The sequence below is a fragment of the Gilliamella sp. ESL0250 genome, assembly GCF_013345045.1.
In the GTDB taxonomy this organism is placed as follows: Bacteria; Pseudomonadota; Gammaproteobacteria; order Enterobacterales; family Orbaceae; genus Gilliamella; species Gilliamella apicola_H.
In genome coordinates this window covers 117130-133620 of sequence record NZ_JAAEDV010000002.1, presented here as the reverse complement: position 1 = coordinate 133620, position 16491 = coordinate 117130, and the positions used below count along the sequence as shown (strand labels likewise).

Annotated in this window: 18 protein-coding genes; 6 read left to right on the top strand and 12 right to left on the bottom strand. The window is 37.6% G+C overall.

What is annotated here, in order from left to right:
• The first annotated feature begins 335 nt into the window (after positions 1 to 335).
• The 3 genes from GYY69_RS02440 to GYY69_RS02430 all read left to right on the top strand — a co-directional run bounded on the left by GYY69_RS02440 (position 336) and on the right by GYY69_RS02430 (position 2111).
• Positions 336 to 692: an ArsC family reductase gene (locus GYY69_RS02440; protein WP_174796258.1), complete on the top strand. Its 357-nt coding sequence runs from the start codon at positions 336 to 338 to the stop codon at positions 690 to 692.
• Between the two features lie 13 nt (positions 693 to 705).
• Positions 706 to 1845: a succinyl-diaminopimelate desuccinylase gene (gene dapE, locus GYY69_RS02435; protein WP_174796257.1), complete on the top strand. Its 1140-nt coding sequence runs from the start codon at positions 706 to 708 to the stop codon at positions 1843 to 1845.
• A 77-nt stretch (positions 1846 to 1922) separates the two neighbouring features.
• A complete protein-coding gene (locus GYY69_RS02430) occupies positions 1923 to 2111 on the top strand; it encodes a YpfN family protein (RefSeq protein WP_174796256.1) in 189 nt (62 codons plus the stop codon).
• An 8-nt stretch (positions 2112 to 2119) separates the two neighbouring features.
• On the opposite strand, the gene cysZ is transcribed toward GYY69_RS02430, so the two are convergent.
• The 7 genes from cysZ to GYY69_RS02395 form a co-directional block, all read right to left on the bottom strand.
• Complete coding sequence (gene cysZ / locus GYY69_RS02425; RefSeq protein WP_238786503.1) at positions 2120 to 2965, bottom strand: sulfate transporter CysZ; 846 nt, start codon at positions 2963 to 2965, stop codon at positions 2120 to 2122.
• Positions 2966 to 3067: 102 nt separating this feature from the next.
• Positions 3068 to 5095: a tRNA(Met) cytidine acetyltransferase TmcA gene (locus GYY69_RS02420; protein ID WP_174796255.1), complete on the bottom strand. Its 2028-nt coding sequence runs from the start codon at positions 5093 to 5095 to the stop codon at positions 3068 to 3070.
• Between the two features lie 3 nt (positions 5096 to 5098).
• On the bottom strand, positions 5099 to 5554 hold the full coding sequence (locus GYY69_RS02415; protein ID WP_174796254.1) for a DUF441 domain-containing protein: 456 nt from the start codon (positions 5552 to 5554) through the stop codon (positions 5099 to 5101).
• Positions 5554 to 6264 (bottom strand): phosphoribosylaminoimidazolesuccinocarboxamide synthase, encoded by a 711-nt coding sequence (purC, locus tag GYY69_RS02410; protein WP_174796253.1) that lies wholly within the window; start codon positions 6262 to 6264, stop codon positions 5554 to 5556. Before purC ends, GYY69_RS02415 begins: the two co-directional genes overlap by 1 nt.
• A 66-nt stretch (positions 6265 to 6330) precedes the next feature.
• Entirely contained in the window at positions 6331 to 7095 is a 765-nt protein-coding gene (bamC, locus tag GYY69_RS02405) for an outer membrane protein assembly factor BamC (RefSeq protein ID WP_174796252.1), read from the bottom strand.
• 38 nt (positions 7096 to 7133) lie between these two features.
• Complete coding sequence (gene dapA / locus GYY69_RS02400; protein WP_174796251.1) at positions 7134 to 8012, bottom strand: 4-hydroxy-tetrahydrodipicolinate synthase; 879 nt, start codon at positions 8010 to 8012, stop codon at positions 7134 to 7136.
• Positions 8013 to 8108: 96 nt separating this feature from the next.
• On the bottom strand, positions 8109 to 8867 hold the full coding sequence (locus GYY69_RS02395) for a Nif3-like dinuclear metal center hexameric protein (RefSeq protein WP_174796250.1): 759 nt from the start codon (positions 8865 to 8867) through the stop codon (positions 8109 to 8111).
• A gap of 233 nt (positions 8868 to 9100) precedes the next feature.
• On the opposite strand from GYY69_RS02395, the gene rnt reads away from it, so the two are divergent.
• A complete protein-coding gene (rnt, locus tag GYY69_RS02390) occupies positions 9101 to 9769 on the top strand; it encodes a ribonuclease T (RefSeq protein WP_174796249.1) in 669 nt (222 codons plus the stop codon).
• A 104-nt stretch (positions 9770 to 9873) separates the two neighbouring features.
• Here rnt and GYY69_RS02385 read toward each other — a convergent pair whose 3' ends face one another.
• The 3 genes from GYY69_RS02385 to GYY69_RS02375 all read right to left on the bottom strand — a co-directional run bounded on the left by GYY69_RS02385 (position 9874) and on the right by GYY69_RS02375 (position 13071).
• Positions 9874 to 10200, bottom strand: a complete 327-nt coding sequence (locus GYY69_RS02385) for a Grx4 family monothiol glutaredoxin (protein ID WP_174796387.1) — start codon at positions 10198 to 10200, stop codon at positions 9874 to 9876.
• A gap of 917 nt (positions 10201 to 11117) precedes the next feature.
• Positions 11118 to 11573: a DNA polymerase III subunit chi gene (locus tag GYY69_RS02380; protein ID WP_174796248.1), complete on the bottom strand. Its 456-nt coding sequence runs from the start codon at positions 11571 to 11573 to the stop codon at positions 11118 to 11120.
• Between the two features lie 16 nt (positions 11574 to 11589).
• Complete coding sequence (locus tag GYY69_RS02375; RefSeq protein WP_174796247.1) at positions 11590 to 13071, bottom strand: leucyl aminopeptidase; 1482 nt, start codon at positions 13069 to 13071, stop codon at positions 11590 to 11592.
• Between the two features lie 137 nt (positions 13072 to 13208).
• On the opposite strand from GYY69_RS02375, the gene lptF reads away from it, so the two are divergent.
• Entirely contained in the window at positions 13209 to 14312 is a 1104-nt protein-coding gene (gene lptF, locus GYY69_RS02370; protein ID WP_174796246.1) for an LPS export ABC transporter permease LptF, read from the top strand.
• A 10-nt stretch (positions 14313 to 14322) separates the two neighbouring features.
• Positions 14323 to 15387 (top strand): LPS export ABC transporter permease LptG, encoded by a 1065-nt coding sequence (gene lptG, locus GYY69_RS02365; RefSeq protein ID WP_174796245.1) that lies wholly within the window; start codon positions 14323 to 14325, stop codon positions 15385 to 15387.
• Between the two features lie 85 nt (positions 15388 to 15472).
• Here lptG and msrB read toward each other — a convergent pair whose 3' ends face one another.
• Both msrB and GYY69_RS02355 read right to left on the bottom strand, forming a co-directional pair.
• Positions 15473 to 15904: a peptide-methionine (R)-S-oxide reductase MsrB gene (gene msrB, locus GYY69_RS02360; RefSeq protein WP_174796386.1), complete on the bottom strand. Its 432-nt coding sequence runs from the start codon at positions 15902 to 15904 to the stop codon at positions 15473 to 15475.
• A gap of 57 nt (positions 15905 to 15961) precedes the next feature.
• The gene (locus GYY69_RS02355; RefSeq protein WP_174796244.1) at positions 15962 to 16489 is read right to left on the bottom strand and encodes a cytochrome b; all 528 of its coding nucleotides are present in this window, start codon (positions 16487 to 16489) and stop codon (positions 15962 to 15964) included.
• Between the last annotated feature and the right edge of the window lie 2 nt (positions 16490 to 16491).

Genomic DNA, 16491 nt, shown 5'->3' with positions numbered 1-16491 from the left:
AAAGGATTGTTTAAATCGTCTATACGGAGATAAACTTGTAAAAAATATTCAGGATTCTATACCGTTTCGTTTAAATCGCTTATACGGAGGTAAACTAGAAGCTGATATACTATAAAGCTTGTTTTCAAAAGACAAATAGGATTTTTGTTTTTAAAAAAACTTTTTTCAGCCAGTTATTGATTGTTTTTTATTTTTTGTTTTGTTTCTTTTGAGGAAACACAAACGCATCAAACCAACTACAAAAAAGATTTTATTTAGATGAACCCTACGATTTGCTGGCGTATACTGATAACTGTTATAATCTCCCTTTATTTTTTAGATTTGGATCACTGGTTATGTACATCATCTACGGTATAAAAAACTGCAATACGATGAAAAAAGCCTTTACTTGGCTTGATGATCATCATATAGCTTATCAATTTTATAATTATAAAACCGATGGTCTGTCGGCAGATCTTTTAGATACTTTTTTAAAATTGGTAGATTGGCAAAGTTTGCTTAATACTCGCGGTACCACATGGCGTAAGTTAGATGAGTCTGTCCGTGCACGGGTTGATAATGAGCAAGCAGCAAAACAGATCATGTTAGCCAATCCTTCCATTTTAAAACGTCCTTTGCTCATTGAGGGTAAGCGTGCTTTGTTAGGTTATTCAGACGAACTTTATTCCCAATTTATTTCACAATCTAAATAAAATAGAGACCATTATGACTGAACCTGTTATTGCGCTAACCAAAGCGCTCATTGCTGAGAAATCGATAAGTCCTGACGATAAAAATTGTCAAAAAATAATTATTGAGAGATTAAAACCACTCGGTTTTATTATTGAAGAAGTCAATATTGGGCAAACCAAGAACTTATGGGCCTATCATGGCGATGCTACCGGCAAAACTTTGATGTTTGCTGGCCATACTGATGTCGTACCAGCAGGTGATGAAAGCAAATGGCTTTATCCGCCATTTTCACCAACGATTGATGAAAATGGCATACTTTATGGTCGTGGTGCATCGGATATGAAAAGTGGCGTTGCTGCCATGGTTTGTGCGGCAGAGGATTTTGTTAAACAACATCCTAATCACACTGGGCGCGTCGCCTTTTTGATCACATCAGATGAAGAAGCCGATGCAAGCGATGGTACGGTTAAGGTGGTTGATTTGCTCATCAAACGCCAAGAGCGTGTTGATTATTGTATTGTGGGCGAACCATCAAGCGATGTAGCACTTGGCGATCAGATTAAAAACGGACGCCGCGGTTCACTAACTGCCAATTTAGTTGTGCATGGCATTCAAGGTCATGTGGCTTACCCTCATCTTGCTGATAACCCTGTGCATCGTTTTGCACCTGCATTAAATGAACTGGTTAGCACCGTTTGGGATGAAGGCAATCAATACTTCCCACAAACAACAATGCAAATTGCCAATATTAATGGCGGCACAGGAGCTGAAAACGTCGTGCCGGGTGAGCTTCGCGTACAATTTAACTTCCGTTATAGTAGCGAATTGACAGACGCAGATATTAAAACACGCGTTGAGCAGATTTTACAAAAATATAACGTAAACTACACCTTAACTTGGCGGTTATCAGGCCATCCATTTTTAACACCACAAGGCGATTTAACCAACGCTGCTGCTAGCGCTATTAAGGAATTTACTGACATTGATACCAAACTATCCACCAGTGGCGGCACATCTGACGGACGCTTTATTGCAAAAATGGGATGCCAAGTGATCGAGCTTGGGGTACTTAATAAAACCATCCATAAAGTGAACGAAAATGCCAATTGCCAAGATATTATTACCTTAACCGCAATTTATCACCGCATTTTAGAGAAACTGCTGTTAGTATAGTATTGTTAGCATTGCGTTATTGGCATGGATGATTGCTATAATTGGATTATTCCGATTTTAACTTAAAGGGGAATACGATGGAGTGGCTCAAAGATTATTGGTGGATAATTGTTGTTATTTTAATTGGTATTTTTATTAATACCATTAAAGCACTGAATCGATTGAGTTATAAATCGTATCTTGAAAAAAAGAAAGGGATAAAACCTATCCCTTATCAAGATGACGACGATGATTGGCCGTCAACAAATTCAACGAAAAAAAAGTAGCACTCACCTTAACGAAAATCTTGGCTACCGCTGTCAAATAGTGCTTTATGACGGTAGCGGTCAACCCACATTGCCGTTGCGCCACACACGGCAATAGGCATAATAATTAAATTAAACAAGGGTATCATGGTAAAAAAACCAACCAATATGCCAAAAATTAAATTATCGGCTTTATCTTGTTTAAGTAATTCACGCATACGTTGAAAAGTGATTTTGTGGTTATCAAAAGCATAATCGGCATATTGGATATTAATTTGCCAGGCCGTAAATAAAAACCAAATCACAGGCGTTACTGATTGCCCAATAATAGGAATAAAATAGGTCAACAGTATCGGAATGGCCCATAATAAATAATTAATCAATTTTTGAAATTCGCGACCAAAAATTCGAGGAAGATCTTTAATGATGCTAAACCATGACAGATCTTCTGCGGGAATGCCCGTTAACTTTGCTTCAACTTGTTCGGCTAATAAGCCATTAAAGGGGGCGGCAATGATATTGGTTACCGTACTAAAAAAATAACAAAACAAAACAGTCAACATTAAAATAACCATAAAAACAATGATATATCCTAGCCAGTGCAGCCAACTTGGCATATACGATACCCCCCAATCGACCATGCCCGATATAGCGGTAAAAAACCAATAAAATAGTGCCGACATAACTACAATATTAGCAATTAATGGTAAAAAAACAAATCGCTTAATCCCTGGACTAAACGCCAACGACCAACCTTTAAAAAAGTATTCAATTCCTGTTGTGGGTTGACGTTTTGGATTGTGGTTGCTTGATTGGTTGTATGTTTGATTTTGCGAATAGCGATGTTGCATCTGATTTTCTAATTTATTATGCATCACATTCAGTTCCTTTTAAATTAAAACGAATTGAGTTAAAACAAATTCAGTCAAAACATGCTGACTATTGTAAACATACCGCTTGATAACCTGCAATGGTGATCAGTTATCTTTACTGACTATTTCGGAAAATATTGCATTACTAGCTTGCTTTGCTAACCACGTTTTAACTTCATGTTTAATAGCTTGCATTAATGCTTTTTTACCTGCAAGTTGGCATGAATCAATAACCAAAGCCTGATTATTTTTGCTTTTTAACAGTGCGGATAAAACAGGAAAAGAGGGTACTTGAGATGATTGTTGGCGTATTTGTATATACCTGTTTAATCGACATAATGCAGCATAACTGGCTTCGAATGGCCGATGATAGTGAGCAAATCCAGTAAGTTCATCTAAATCATTGACATCTAAATCTGATGATAATAGCCAACCGCCATCGCTGATAATCATATCGTTAAACGGTAAATCAATGATATCCTTTAACCAATAGGCGTTACGCTGTAATTTTTGTTTTAATTTATAGGTTAACAGATCCCCAGATCGGGTGATTGGTTTAAGCGCCATAACCGAATAACTGCCACTACTTGCCTGTTTATGGCTACTAACATGAATCAAAACAAAACCACAAGCAGCCCAAAATTGATAATTAGACGGGCTATAAGAAAAACTGACTGACACAAAATCGTTATTTTGTACTTTGGCATGATCACAAATCGTCTGCACCAGTTGTTTTGCAATATGTTTCCGTCGATAAGCACTCATAACCGCAATACGGTTAATGCGAACTGAGCGCAACTTAGCCGCTAACCGTTCGCCGGCATGAGCAACAAGCGATTGCGCCACTAAATTGCCTTTAGGACGGCGTGTTCCTTGCCACACTTGGGTTATTAGATTATCGGGCAAGTTTCCCTCGGTAATTGTAAGAGCTGCCGCAATTTGTTTATTATCTATTGTTGCCTGCCAAACCGACAAGTTTTGCGCATCAAACAAACGCCTTAAATCGATTAATGTGGTTTGATAGTGAGCAATTTTTAATAGATAAAAGATCGACCTTAAGGAATCAACATCATTTTGTTCAACCATTGAATATTGGGTTGATGATAGGCCTGTAACAGGGTTATCGTCCGGCGTTAATAAACCATTAAGTAATAGCCGATCGCTAAATTGCTCTAGCATATCATCTGCCTGCCAACGAATGGGTGTGTGTAGATGAAAATATTGGCATGCTTTACCTGATAGTAATTTCAACAAAAAGCCCTGTCCAGTACCTTCATATCCGTCAACGGTGGTGGTCAGCAATACCCGACAGTTATTGGCAATGGCCAGTTGTAGCAGTTTTTCGAGCATAGGTAACGGAATCATGGCTGCTTCGTCGATAATTAAATAATCAGCAACATCAATCTTTGACTGCACAATTAATTCATCAGGTGCAAAAAATGGCGTATCGGGCTTAGCAAAAGTAAAAAAAGTCGTCAATGCTGATTTATTGGGCGCAGTCACAATACAACGTTGATAATGACTAAACCGCCCAGCTAGTGCCGATTTACCCCGTCCGCGTTTAGCAACTAATACATTTATGGGCTTACTGCTGTTTAATAACTGTTTTAACGTGGCTTGCTGTTCGGCTAAGTCCCGAGTGTCATCGGTCATCACTTGCAAAGAAGGTATGGCGGATATAGCGTTTTTTGGCAAAGATGTTAAATTGATTGATACACAAAATTCAGCCAAAGTTTCCGTTAAATGTGCAACAAAATTAGGCACAGGAATCGGGTTTTGACTTTCGTTCCAGCGCAAGCTATCTTGATCATACCAAGTAGACAGATCCTTAGGCAATAACAAAACCAATACACTACCTTTAACTAGCGCGCCAACCAGCATAGCAAAAGCATCAAGATTAAATCCTGCTGTTGCATCAAAAATAGCATGCCGATACTGCTGGCCCAATAATTGTTTGGTTTGATGGGGCTTGAGTACATTGGTAATTAACGAACAAGGCAAATAGTCAGGCTGATACGTAACAGTTACCCAATCGCCAACATTCTGCTCAAGGATGGAACGCAATTGTTCAAATAATTGCGTACTTTCACCCTGTAACACCCATAGCATTCGGTTGCTGTTGGGATTTTGCATAAGCTAACTTTTTCCAATTAATAGCGATAATATACCGGCAGCAATCAGAGGACCAACTGGAATGCCTTTGAAAAATGCAACACCAATGAGCGTGCCAATAATTAAGCCATTAATAATGGTAGGATGTGCACCAATGAGCGATATACCACGCGTGCCAAGCCACGAGACTAAAATACCTACAAAAATAGCCAATATAGATTGCCAAGTGGTAAACGATTTGACAATATCACTAATTTTTAACGATCCATCCGCCAATGGCACCATCATCGCGGCAGTTAAAATAACAATACCGATAGTTAAGCCATATTTATTTAAAAACGGGAAATAAGTGTCAAGTGGCGTTAATTTAAACAGTAACAATAACAGTACGGCAAATGTCACTGTGTTATTGTGCGTCAAATAACACAGTGCCGCTAACCCCAAAAGAAGAAAAAAAGAGATATCAAACTGCGCAAACATTACAAAGGCACACCAATGCGTTTTGCCACTTCTTCATAAGCTTCAATCACTCCACCCAACCCTTGGCGAAAGCGGTCTTTGTCCATTTTTTTAAGTGTGGACTTTTCCCACAGGCGACAACCATCAGGTGAAAACTCATCACCTAAAGTAATTTCGCCTTTAAATAAACCAAATTCGAGTTTGTAATCGACCAATATTAACCCTGCTTTATCAAATAGATCAATCAAAATGGTATTGATTTTAAAGCTGAGTTCTTTCATTTTGGCTAGTTGATCATCGCTAGCCCAACCAAAAGCTTTACAGTGCGATTCGTTGACCATTGGATCGTGCAATGCATCATTTTTTAGAAATAATTCAAACGTAGGAGGATTTAAAACTTGACCTTCTTCAACCCCTAAACGTTTAACTAAAGATCCCGCTGCGCGATTGCGCACAACGCATTCAACAGGTACCATTTGCAGCTTTTTGACAAGCACTTCATTGTCAGATAATAAGGCCTCAACCTGTGTTGGAATACCCGCTTCGTGCAATTTAGTCATAATAAAATAGTTAAATTTGTTATTCACCATGCCTTTACGATCCAGCTGCTCAATGCGTAAACCATCAAATGCCGATGTATCATTACGAAACTCAAGAATTAATAAATCGGTGTTTTCGGTGGTATATACCGTTTTTGCTTTACCACGATAAAGCTCAGCCAACTTTTTCATGTTTATAACCTTATATCAAATTACTTATAAATAATTAAGGAGCTATTCGCTCCTTAAATTCCAAACTTATTCTTGATTTGTATCGCTTACGGCTGTTGCAGGTTTCTTACTTTCATTATCTTTTTCAGCACTATTGTTTTGTGCTTTTGGTGGCACAACTCGCACTGAATCAGGCGCAACATCATCCATTATGTCATTAAACAAACCAACAACATAACGTTGGACTTCGATCGGTTGCGACATCAAATCGTCAGAGCCACGAGTTAACGAAGTTATTGAAATGGCGATAGTTTCGGTATCTCCTAATAATTGTCGCTTAATTGAATAAGTAGCTTGAACGGCTTGATCTTCGTCAGCACGTGGCATAAAGGCATTACCTGTTTTAATAGTATTATTGTCACGATTAACAATAGAGATATTTTTCTTACTTAAGCTATCAGGGATTCGCTCCCACACATGGCTGCTTAATGGCACATTAAAAGTGACCGCACCATTGTTATAAATCGCAAATGCATCTTGAATAGTTGGAATTGGTAAACTTGGTGGTCTAATATCTAGCTGTTTGCCTAAATCACCATGAAATTCGGATTTATCAACGTAAAAGTCACCACTTTCAGCCGGTACCTTAATGCCTTTAGGAATGACTAACGGTTTTAAAGTGGGTGATTTAAGGTAATCTTCATTACCTTCGACTTCGCGCTTAAAATTTTGATCGCTACCACAACCGACAAGAAATAAAGAAGCCAAAACGGTTAAAACAGCCGTTTTTTTAATAACATTGCTTTTAAATATGGTTTTGTTCAATGTTTTATTCAATGTATTATTTAACATAGATATCTGCTTTTTAATTAAAGGTTATACAAAACTAATTACAGTAAATTTGCCTCTTTTAATGCTTGCTCAACGGCAGGAATCGCCGAGGTACTTAGCTCAACTAATGGTAAGCGAATGGTTGCGCTTTGCATTAAACCTAATCTCGCGCACGCCCATTTGGCTGGCGTTGGGTTGGGTTCGATAAATAAATTATGGTGTAAAGCCATTAAAGTGTCGTTTAAGGCGCGGGCTTCTTGAATTTGGTTATTAGCAGCAAGCTGACACACAGTAGCAACGGCTTTAGCCGCAACATTAGCTGTCACCGAAATTACACCATTACCCCCTAAAATCATAAAGTCTAAAAAGGTTGAATCATCGCCACTCAATAATTTAAAATCAGAACCAACCAGTTTGCGCGTTGGATAAACTCTAGAAAGGTCGCCAGTTGCATCTTTTAGGGCAACAATATTCTTGATTTTAGCTAAACGACCAACGGTTTCGGGTTTAATATCACTACTAGTGCGCCCTGGCACGTTATATAAAATCTGCGGTAGTGCAGTGCTTTCGGCAATGGCTTTAAAGTGTTGATAAATACCTTCTTGAGTGGGTTTGTTATAATAAGGTGCAACCGTTAAACAACCTGCAACACCAATATGTTCTACTCGGCTGGTTAATTCAATGGCCTCTTTTGTTGCGTTTGCACCAGTGCCGGCAATAATGGCAATACGTCCATCGGCATAGTCGATGGTTCGTTTAATCACATCAATATGCTCATGGTGATCAAGGGTTGCCGATTCGCCTGTTGTTCCCACCGAAACGATACCCGATGTTCCATTGGCAATATGATATTCGACCAATTTTTTTAAGCTTACGTGGTCAACGTTTCCTTTCGTATCCATGGGAGTAACAAGTGCGACCAGACTTCCTGTAAACATAAAATGACCTCTCAGATTATTGGTTTATAACACAACGTAAAGAATAAAAAATCTGCGAATAAGTATGCGATATTTCTAAGGTAAATTCAACTTTTGTTATGCAGGATTATCAATATCAACAAAAATAACCTCAACGCCATAACAACTCGCTAACCATTCGCCCAATTTTTTAATACCATAACGCTCGGTGGCATGATGCCCAGCAGCATAAAAATTAATCCCATATTCACGCGCAAGGTGGATGGTACGTTCCGACACTTCACCCGTAAAAAATGCATCTACGCCCATTTGTGCCGCTTGTTCAATATAATCTTGCCCACCGCCACTACACCACGCAATATGATTAATCAGTTCTGGCGCATTATCACCACAAAATAGTACTTGCCGTTTATTATTGTGTAACACTTGTTCAAGCTGAAGTTTAAATTGCAAAGCAGTCAGTGGCGAGCGTAATGTGCCAGTAAAAAGTAGATCGGTGATATCGTTGCGTTTATCGACCAAAATACCTAACAAATTAGCCAATTCGATATTATTGCCAAAAATGGGATGACCATCTAATGGCAAGTGATAACCATATAAATTAATATCGTTAGTTAATAGCGTTTTTAGCCGTTGGTATTTAATGCCGGTGATGGTTTGTACTTCGTTCTTCCAAAAATAGCCATGATGTACAAGCACTGCATCGGCTTGCAGTTCGACCGCTTTATCTAACAATAACTGGCAAGCGGTAACACCTGTCACAATTTTATTGACTTGCGCACGCCCCTGCACTTGCAATCCATTTGGTGCATAGTCACGATAGCGGGTAATTTGCAGTTCGTTGTTAATAATCTTTTCTAACTCAAAGTTTTGCATTGATTGCTCGGTTTTAATATTGTTTAATGATGATTGATAATTATAATCACTTTAACCAATAATGGCATCTAATCGTTCGCTTTAATGTGACTTAAACGTGATTGGCGTAAAGCTTACTAGAATGACACCTAATAAAAATAAAGGCATGGAATGCAAACACTCAACACCAATGCTAGGCGAACCGCTTAAAAGCTGGCATAATAGCCCTTTTTTGATAGATAAGATAGATTAACGTGCCAAACGCCAAATTATGTGAACGCTTTCGAGGATTTTATCCGGTTGTAATTGATATTGAAACATCAGGATTCGATCCAAAACTCAACGCTATTTTAGAAATCGCCGCTATCACCTTAAAAATGACACCTGATGGTTGGTTAGAGCCTGATCAATCCTTACAATTTAATGTCAATCCGTTTAACGATGCAATTTTAGAACCCACCGCACTTGCTTTTAACGGCATTGATCCTAATAATCCACTGCGCGCTGCCGTGGACGAAAAGCACGCCTTAGATGAAATCTTCAAAATGGTTAGATCAGGCATAAAAGCCAGCGACTGTACGCGCGCGGTGATGGTTGCACATAATGCGCACTTTGATCATAGTTTTTTAATGGCAGCGGCTGAACGCTCAGGCATCAAGCGTAACCCTTTTCATCCTTTTGCCACCTTTGATACAGCATCACTCAGTGGTCTGATTTTTGGGCAAACGGTGCTAGCAAAAGCTTGCCAAGTGGCACAAATTACATTCGATCACAAACAAGCCCACAGCGCACTATATGATACGCAAAAAACAGCCATACTCTTTTGTAAAATTGTTAATCGACTTAAATCGCTTGGGGGGTGGCCTTTAGTGCCTATGGATAATGAAACAGAGACACAACAAGACGATAATAATGCGCAATAAACTAAAAATGAATAAACATACAAAAACAATTGAAAATTAATTTACTCGTTATATAACTACCATAAAAAAGCGCGCTCAACTTGCGCGCTTAATTCATCGTTTAATTAAGATTTATGCTTTTCGGCAGTTTGCTTAATAAGCGTTTGCAGTTCACCAGCTTGAAACATTTCTAACATAATATCACAGCCACCTATTAATTCGCCTTCCACCCATAATTGTGGAAACGTAGGCCAATTTGCAAATTTAGGCAATTCAGCGCGAATATCAGGATTTTGTAAAATATCAACATAAGCAAACGGCTCACCACATTGCGATAAAACCTGCACCGCTTGAGCCGAAAAACCACAACTTGGTAATTTTGGTGACCCTTTCATATATAAAATAATCGGGTTTTCGGCAATTTGTTTTTTGATTTTATCGAGTGTTGTCATTTCGATTGTCATGCGATTTCCTTGGTAATTCATTGTAATAATAAAGGCTATTTTAACGCACAATAGGGTTTGTTCCTACTGCTATCTTATAACCAATTTGTTTAATGGTGGTTTTTAGAGCAAATTGTAAATCGATTGTTTTTATAAAAGACAATATCTATAAAAAAACAATAAAATCAACATGATTTCTAGCGTTTTTTTGCTGGGATAAATGGATTTTGCTGGATTTACCTTTTGCAAGGTGCTAATCACGTCTTTGGCATCTTCAGTCTTGACTCCTCTTCAATTAACGCATTGTTTTACGTATCTTTTTTTCAATAGTTAGCCTAAAAACAAACTAGCTTAATTATCACCGTTAAAATTATAATGTTAAAAAAAAGCTTGGCTAGTTTTTTGACGGATTTTTTTATAAGGAAATGTAAATAACAGAACGGTTCAGCTTTGGGATGGTAGAGATTTTTCAATCAAAATAATCGATTATATTTCAATCGTTTTAACTTTTTGGTGGAATAAATAGCGTCTGTAACAACACCGAGATGGATTGCGAATTTTATCTAATAATCTTGTAACGTTTCTAAACCGCCTACACGGCGGTAAACATCTTAATTAAAATGACAATGCCCTTTATTAATTTCTAAACCGCCTACACGGCGGTAAACTAGAAGCCGACATACTATAAACCTTGTTGTGAAAAAGACAAACAAGATTTTTGCTATTAAAAACCCTTTTTTATAATGTGTTTTCAATTTATTGTTTTTATTGATTTTTATTTATTAATAAAAAAAAGGGTTAACGCAGTTTTAAGTTTTCGGATAATGCGTAAATTTTTTGGTCGTAAAAAGCCAGTTGCATGTTGATTTTTTTATTTATGATTTTTAGAAAAAACATTAAAAAAATCAGCAATATATTAACCAAATTTATTCACAAGTGATTGGAATGGTTTTAAGATTAAATCCAGCCTCTTTATATAACTTATACCTTGCCCTTGCAAGTGACTTTAGTCGTTCATCAACTGGCACAAAATCGATAATATCACGATAAACGCCAGCAAATTCGGGAAATTGCTCTTGCAAATTAATCAGCAACTGGCGAGAACCACTGCTGCGTTTTTCTGGCCAGCAGATTTCGACAGGGGATCCCCCTTTTATACCTTCGCCAGCTAAATTGTGTGGTACAAAATTGGTGGTGTCAAGTTGCCAAAGGTATTCATCTATTCGCTCAGCTTGAGCCTGATTTTGACAAGCAACTAGCACGCGCTGTTTGGCGTGCCAAGCTTCAACTATCTTTTGGCATGCTAGCTTTTCATAAAATAGCATGCCCAATTCGTTGGCTTCTTTTTGATTTTCAAGTAAATAGAAGATCACTTTTTTCATAAAATCTTAGCTCAATTTATTGATCTTGTAGATATTGAATCAACATGGCAACTGGGCGACCTGTTGCACCTTTTTGCCCGCCAGACTTCCATGCAGTGCCAGCAATATCTAAATGTGCCCATTGATATTTTTCGGTAAAGCGTGATAAGAAGCAAGCAGCGGTAATGGTGCCACCATCACGTCCACTTGCATTGAGAATATCAGCACAAGTTGATTTGATCTGTTCTTGGAACTCACTATCAATAGGTAGTGCCCATGCCTTGTCGCCCGCTTTGTTGGATGATGCTACCAATTGCGCAATTAGCTTGTCGTTGTTACCCATTACCCCGGTGTAGTGATGACCCAACGCAACGATACAAGCACCTGTTAAGGTGGCTATATCAATAACGATTTTGGGATTGTAACGTTCAACATAAGTTAACGCATCACACAATACTAAGCGCCCTTCGGCATCGGTGTTAATTACTTCAACCGTAGTACCTGACATGGTGGTGAGTATGTCACCAGGGCGATAGCTGTTGCCGTCGGGCATATTTTCACAACCCGCCATAATGCCAACCACGTTAATAGGTAATTTGAGTTCAGCTACTGCTTGCATAACTCCATAAACGGTCGCCGCGCCACACATGTCGTATTTCATTTCGTCCATGCCAGCAGATGGTTTGATGGATATGCCCCCAGAATCAAACGTTAGCCCTTTGCCAACTAAGACATAGGGCTGGGCTTTTTTATCTTTAGCACCTTGATATTCCATCACTGTCATGATTGATTCATTTTGCGATCCGCGTCCGACAGCTAAATAAGCATTCATATTCAATTTTGCTAGTTCTTTTTCGCCAAGGCAGGTGACTTTTAATGATGAGTGTAATTTACCAAGCTGTTTGCCTTGTTCGGCTAAGTATTTTGCATTACAAACATTTGATGGCATATTGGCAATCGTTTTTGTTGTCGCAATCGCATTTGCAATAATTTGCCCTTGCAACAAGTTATCAGTTAATGCTGATAATGCTTTTTTGTCGTGGGTTAATAATGTGATGTTAGTTAGACTAAGTACTGGGGATTTCGTGGTTTTGAATTCATCAAATCGATAAGTTATGTCGCTCACAATTTGCGGTAGTTGTTTGGCAATTTCAAGGCTATTTACTTCATTGAATGCAAATAAATCCCATGCAATATTTTTGATTTTTTTTGCAATTAGCTCTTTTATGACCGCTTGAATAGCTTTTTTGGCTTGCATTAAGCCAAACGCTTTGGCTTTGCCACATCCAACAAATAAGATCTTTTGTTTTAAGCTATTACTGTTTGGATATAACAAGGTGGTTTGACCTAGTTCACCACTTATGTCGCCTGATTTGATAAGCTCACTAACTAAGCCATTAGTTGATTTATCGATATCTTTAACAAAATCAGACTGGATTTTTCCTGAATCAATTGAAATAACTAAACACTCTGTTTTTTGTTTGGTTATAATAGCGCTGTTTTTTATTTGAAATTCCATAATGCTTCTCGTTTGTGAATGGGTAGAGATTATTAATATTCTATCGGTTCATTGTTGGATAGCAACAAAAAGATAACTAAAACTAAACAAATCAGATTATAATAGCCTGATTTTGTGCCAACATATATAGGTAAAATGTGATAATTCGTCGATATTTAGTTAAAGAGACATTGAAAACCCAAGGGGCAATATTGTTTATTTTGTTGCTAATTTTCTTTTCTCAAAAATTAATTCGAATTTTGTCGAGCGCCATTGATGGTTCGATCCCCCGTGATTTAATTATGCCGTTGTTAGTTTTGGGCGTGTCGAATATGGCTGATCTTATTTTACCACTGAGCCTTTTTCTTGGTGTATTAGTTACCTTTGGGCGCCTTTATTCTGACAGCGAAATGGTGGCAATGCACGCTTGCGGGGTGAAGAAGCATTTGACTTATCAAGTGGTGCTTTTTCTTTGTATTTTAACCTGCATATTAACAGCACTCAATTCGCTTTGGTTTGGTCCTTGGTCTAGCGTTAAGCAAGATCAGCTACTTGCCAATGCTAAAATAAACCCTAGTTTAGCAGGATTGTTAGCTGGGCAATTTCAACAAACGCCTGATGGTAATTCGGTAATTTATATTGGTAATGTGGATAACAATAATTTAGAAAATGTGTTTATTGCTCAAATCAATCCAAAAACCAATCAACGCCCTTCCATTATTATTGCCAACAAAGGAAAGACTGGACATGATAATGAAGGTAATCAAATCATTACCCTTGAAAATGCCAATCGTTATGAAGGCACAGCACAATTAAAGGATTTTCGAATTTCACACTTTAATAATTATTTAGGCATAATTAAACCCAAAGTGTTGTCGACCAATGAGGATACAGATAAAACTGATGTTCAACAATTAGGATTATTTGAGCTGGCAAGCACTAATACACCTAAAGCCAATTCTGAATTTTATTGGCGAGTAACGTTGATTATTTCAGTACCATTAATGGCATTTTTAGTGATTCCACTGAGCGTATCTAACCCACGCCAAGGACGACTTGCACAAGTTTTACCGGCTTTACTGCTGTATTTGGTTTACTTTTTGTCGGCCAGTTCTATTAAAGCCAATGCAGGTAAAAGCCGTTTAGATCCCGAATTATGGTTTTATATTTTGAATTTAGGGTATTTTATGTTAGCGCTAATTTTGAATTGTTGGGATAACTTATTTATGCGTAAACTTCGCTTAAAATATTCGGCATCTTAAGGAGAAAAGCGTGTTTTCGATTTTGGATCGTTATATTGGTAAAACTATATTAAGCACCATCGGTATTAGCCTTTTTTTACTTATTAGTTTGTCGGGTATTATCCGTTTTATTGATCAACTGCGAAAAATTAAAGTTGATTATGATGCGTTTTCTGTGGGTATTTATACCCTGCTAATGGTGCCGAAAGATTTGGAAGTGTTCTTTCCTATGGCAGCATTGTTAGGTGCGTTAATTGGTTTGGGCTTGTTGGCATCACGCAGTGAGCTCATTATAATGGAAACTTCGGGCTTTAGCCGTTTTAAAATTGCGTTTGCGGTGATGAAAACTGCCTTACCACTAGTGTTAATTACTATGGCGATTGGTGAATGGGTTGCGCCAGTTAGCGAACAAACAGCACGCAATATGCGTTCTGAAAAACTTTATGGTAATTCGTTAATGGCTGAACAAGGCAGCCTTTGGGCTAAAGATGGTAATGATTATGTGTTTATTGGGCATGTAAATAACGATAATTCGATTTCAAATGTTTATATCTATTCGGTCGATGACAATAAGCTACTATCCATTACCCACGCCGCCAATGGTGTTTATGAAAACGATAGTTGGTCTTTGTCGCAAGTCGAAAAAAATGAGCTAACGATGCCCAACAAAATTGTGGGGGTCAATATGGTCTCCATCCCTTGGAAAACAAATATTACCCCCGATAAATTAAGTATTGTAGCATTTGACCCTGATTCGTTGTCGGCATCTGGGCTTTATCAATATTCACAATACCTGAAAAATTCTGGACAAGACACAAAATATTATGATTTGCTATTCTGGAAAAAGATCATCAAACCAGTTTCTGTTGCGGTAATGATGTTACTAGCGTTGTCGTTTATCTTTGGTCCGTTACGTAGCGTGTCAATGGGGATTCGCGTGGTGATAGGCATCAGCTTTGGCTTTTTGTTTTATATTGCCGATAATTTATTTGCTCAAGTGAGTATTGTCATGGGTATTTACCCTATTATTGGATCACTTATCACTAGTTTTGTGTTTTTATTAATTAGTTATATTTTATTTAAACGAAAGAATTAATCTAACTATGTTTTTATTAATCCTATCATCTTTTGCTGAAATGATAGGATTTTTTGTTTTATGCGATTGTTTTGTCGCCTTTTATTTATGATTTATCAAACAGCTTTAAATATTGCCCATAACCTTCTTCTTCAAGCTCATCTTTTGGAATGAAGCGTAACGAAGCCGAGTTGATGCAATAGCGCAGTCCACCTAAATCTTTTGGTCCATCATTAAAGACATGACCAAGATGAGAATCAGCATTTGCAGATCGCACCTCAGTACGTCGCATACCAAAACTGGTATCTTTTTTTTCAATAATATTGCCTTTTTCTATTGGTTTGGTAAAGCTTGGCCAACCACAACCCGAATCAAATTTATCTAACGAAGCAAATAGCGGTTCGCCAGATACGATATCAACATATAGCCCATCTTGCTGATTGGCATAAAATTCGTTTTCGAATGGGGGTTCTGTCCCATTTTTTTGGGTAACATGATATTGCATAGGTGTTAATATGGATAGTGCTTTTTCTTTCATTGTTTTATTCATAAGTCACCTTCGTTATTTAATGTTGTTTATTTTAATTAATGGTGATTAATCACGGCTTAACATAGATTGCAATACTTTATCTTTAATCCAAAAATAATGATATAAGGCGCCAGCTATATGTAAAATAAGTAACATAGCTAATAAATATGAGCCAACTTTATGGGCAGTATGAAAAAAATGATAATACATGTTAGGCATATCAAGCGCAGGAATAGATAAGATGCCAAATACATTTAGTGAATGACTACTCATCAAATATCCAGAGGCCGGTACTATCAGTAATGAAATATAAATAAATCCTTGTACCGATTTTGATAATGTGCGTTGTAACTTTTGCTCTTTTGGTAAGACATCAGGCACACCTTCTTTTTTAATCACAACAAAGCGCCATAATGTGATTACAAAAATCATTAAGCCAAAAGATTTGTGCAATATATAAAGGGTAAACATGCCCCCCACATAGCGTGATAATATCACGTTAAATTTCACCAATAAAAATGCTAATACAATGAGTATTAATGTTAGCCAATGGATCCATTTTTGTTTGCTACTGTATTGTGGGTAGTTTTGCATTA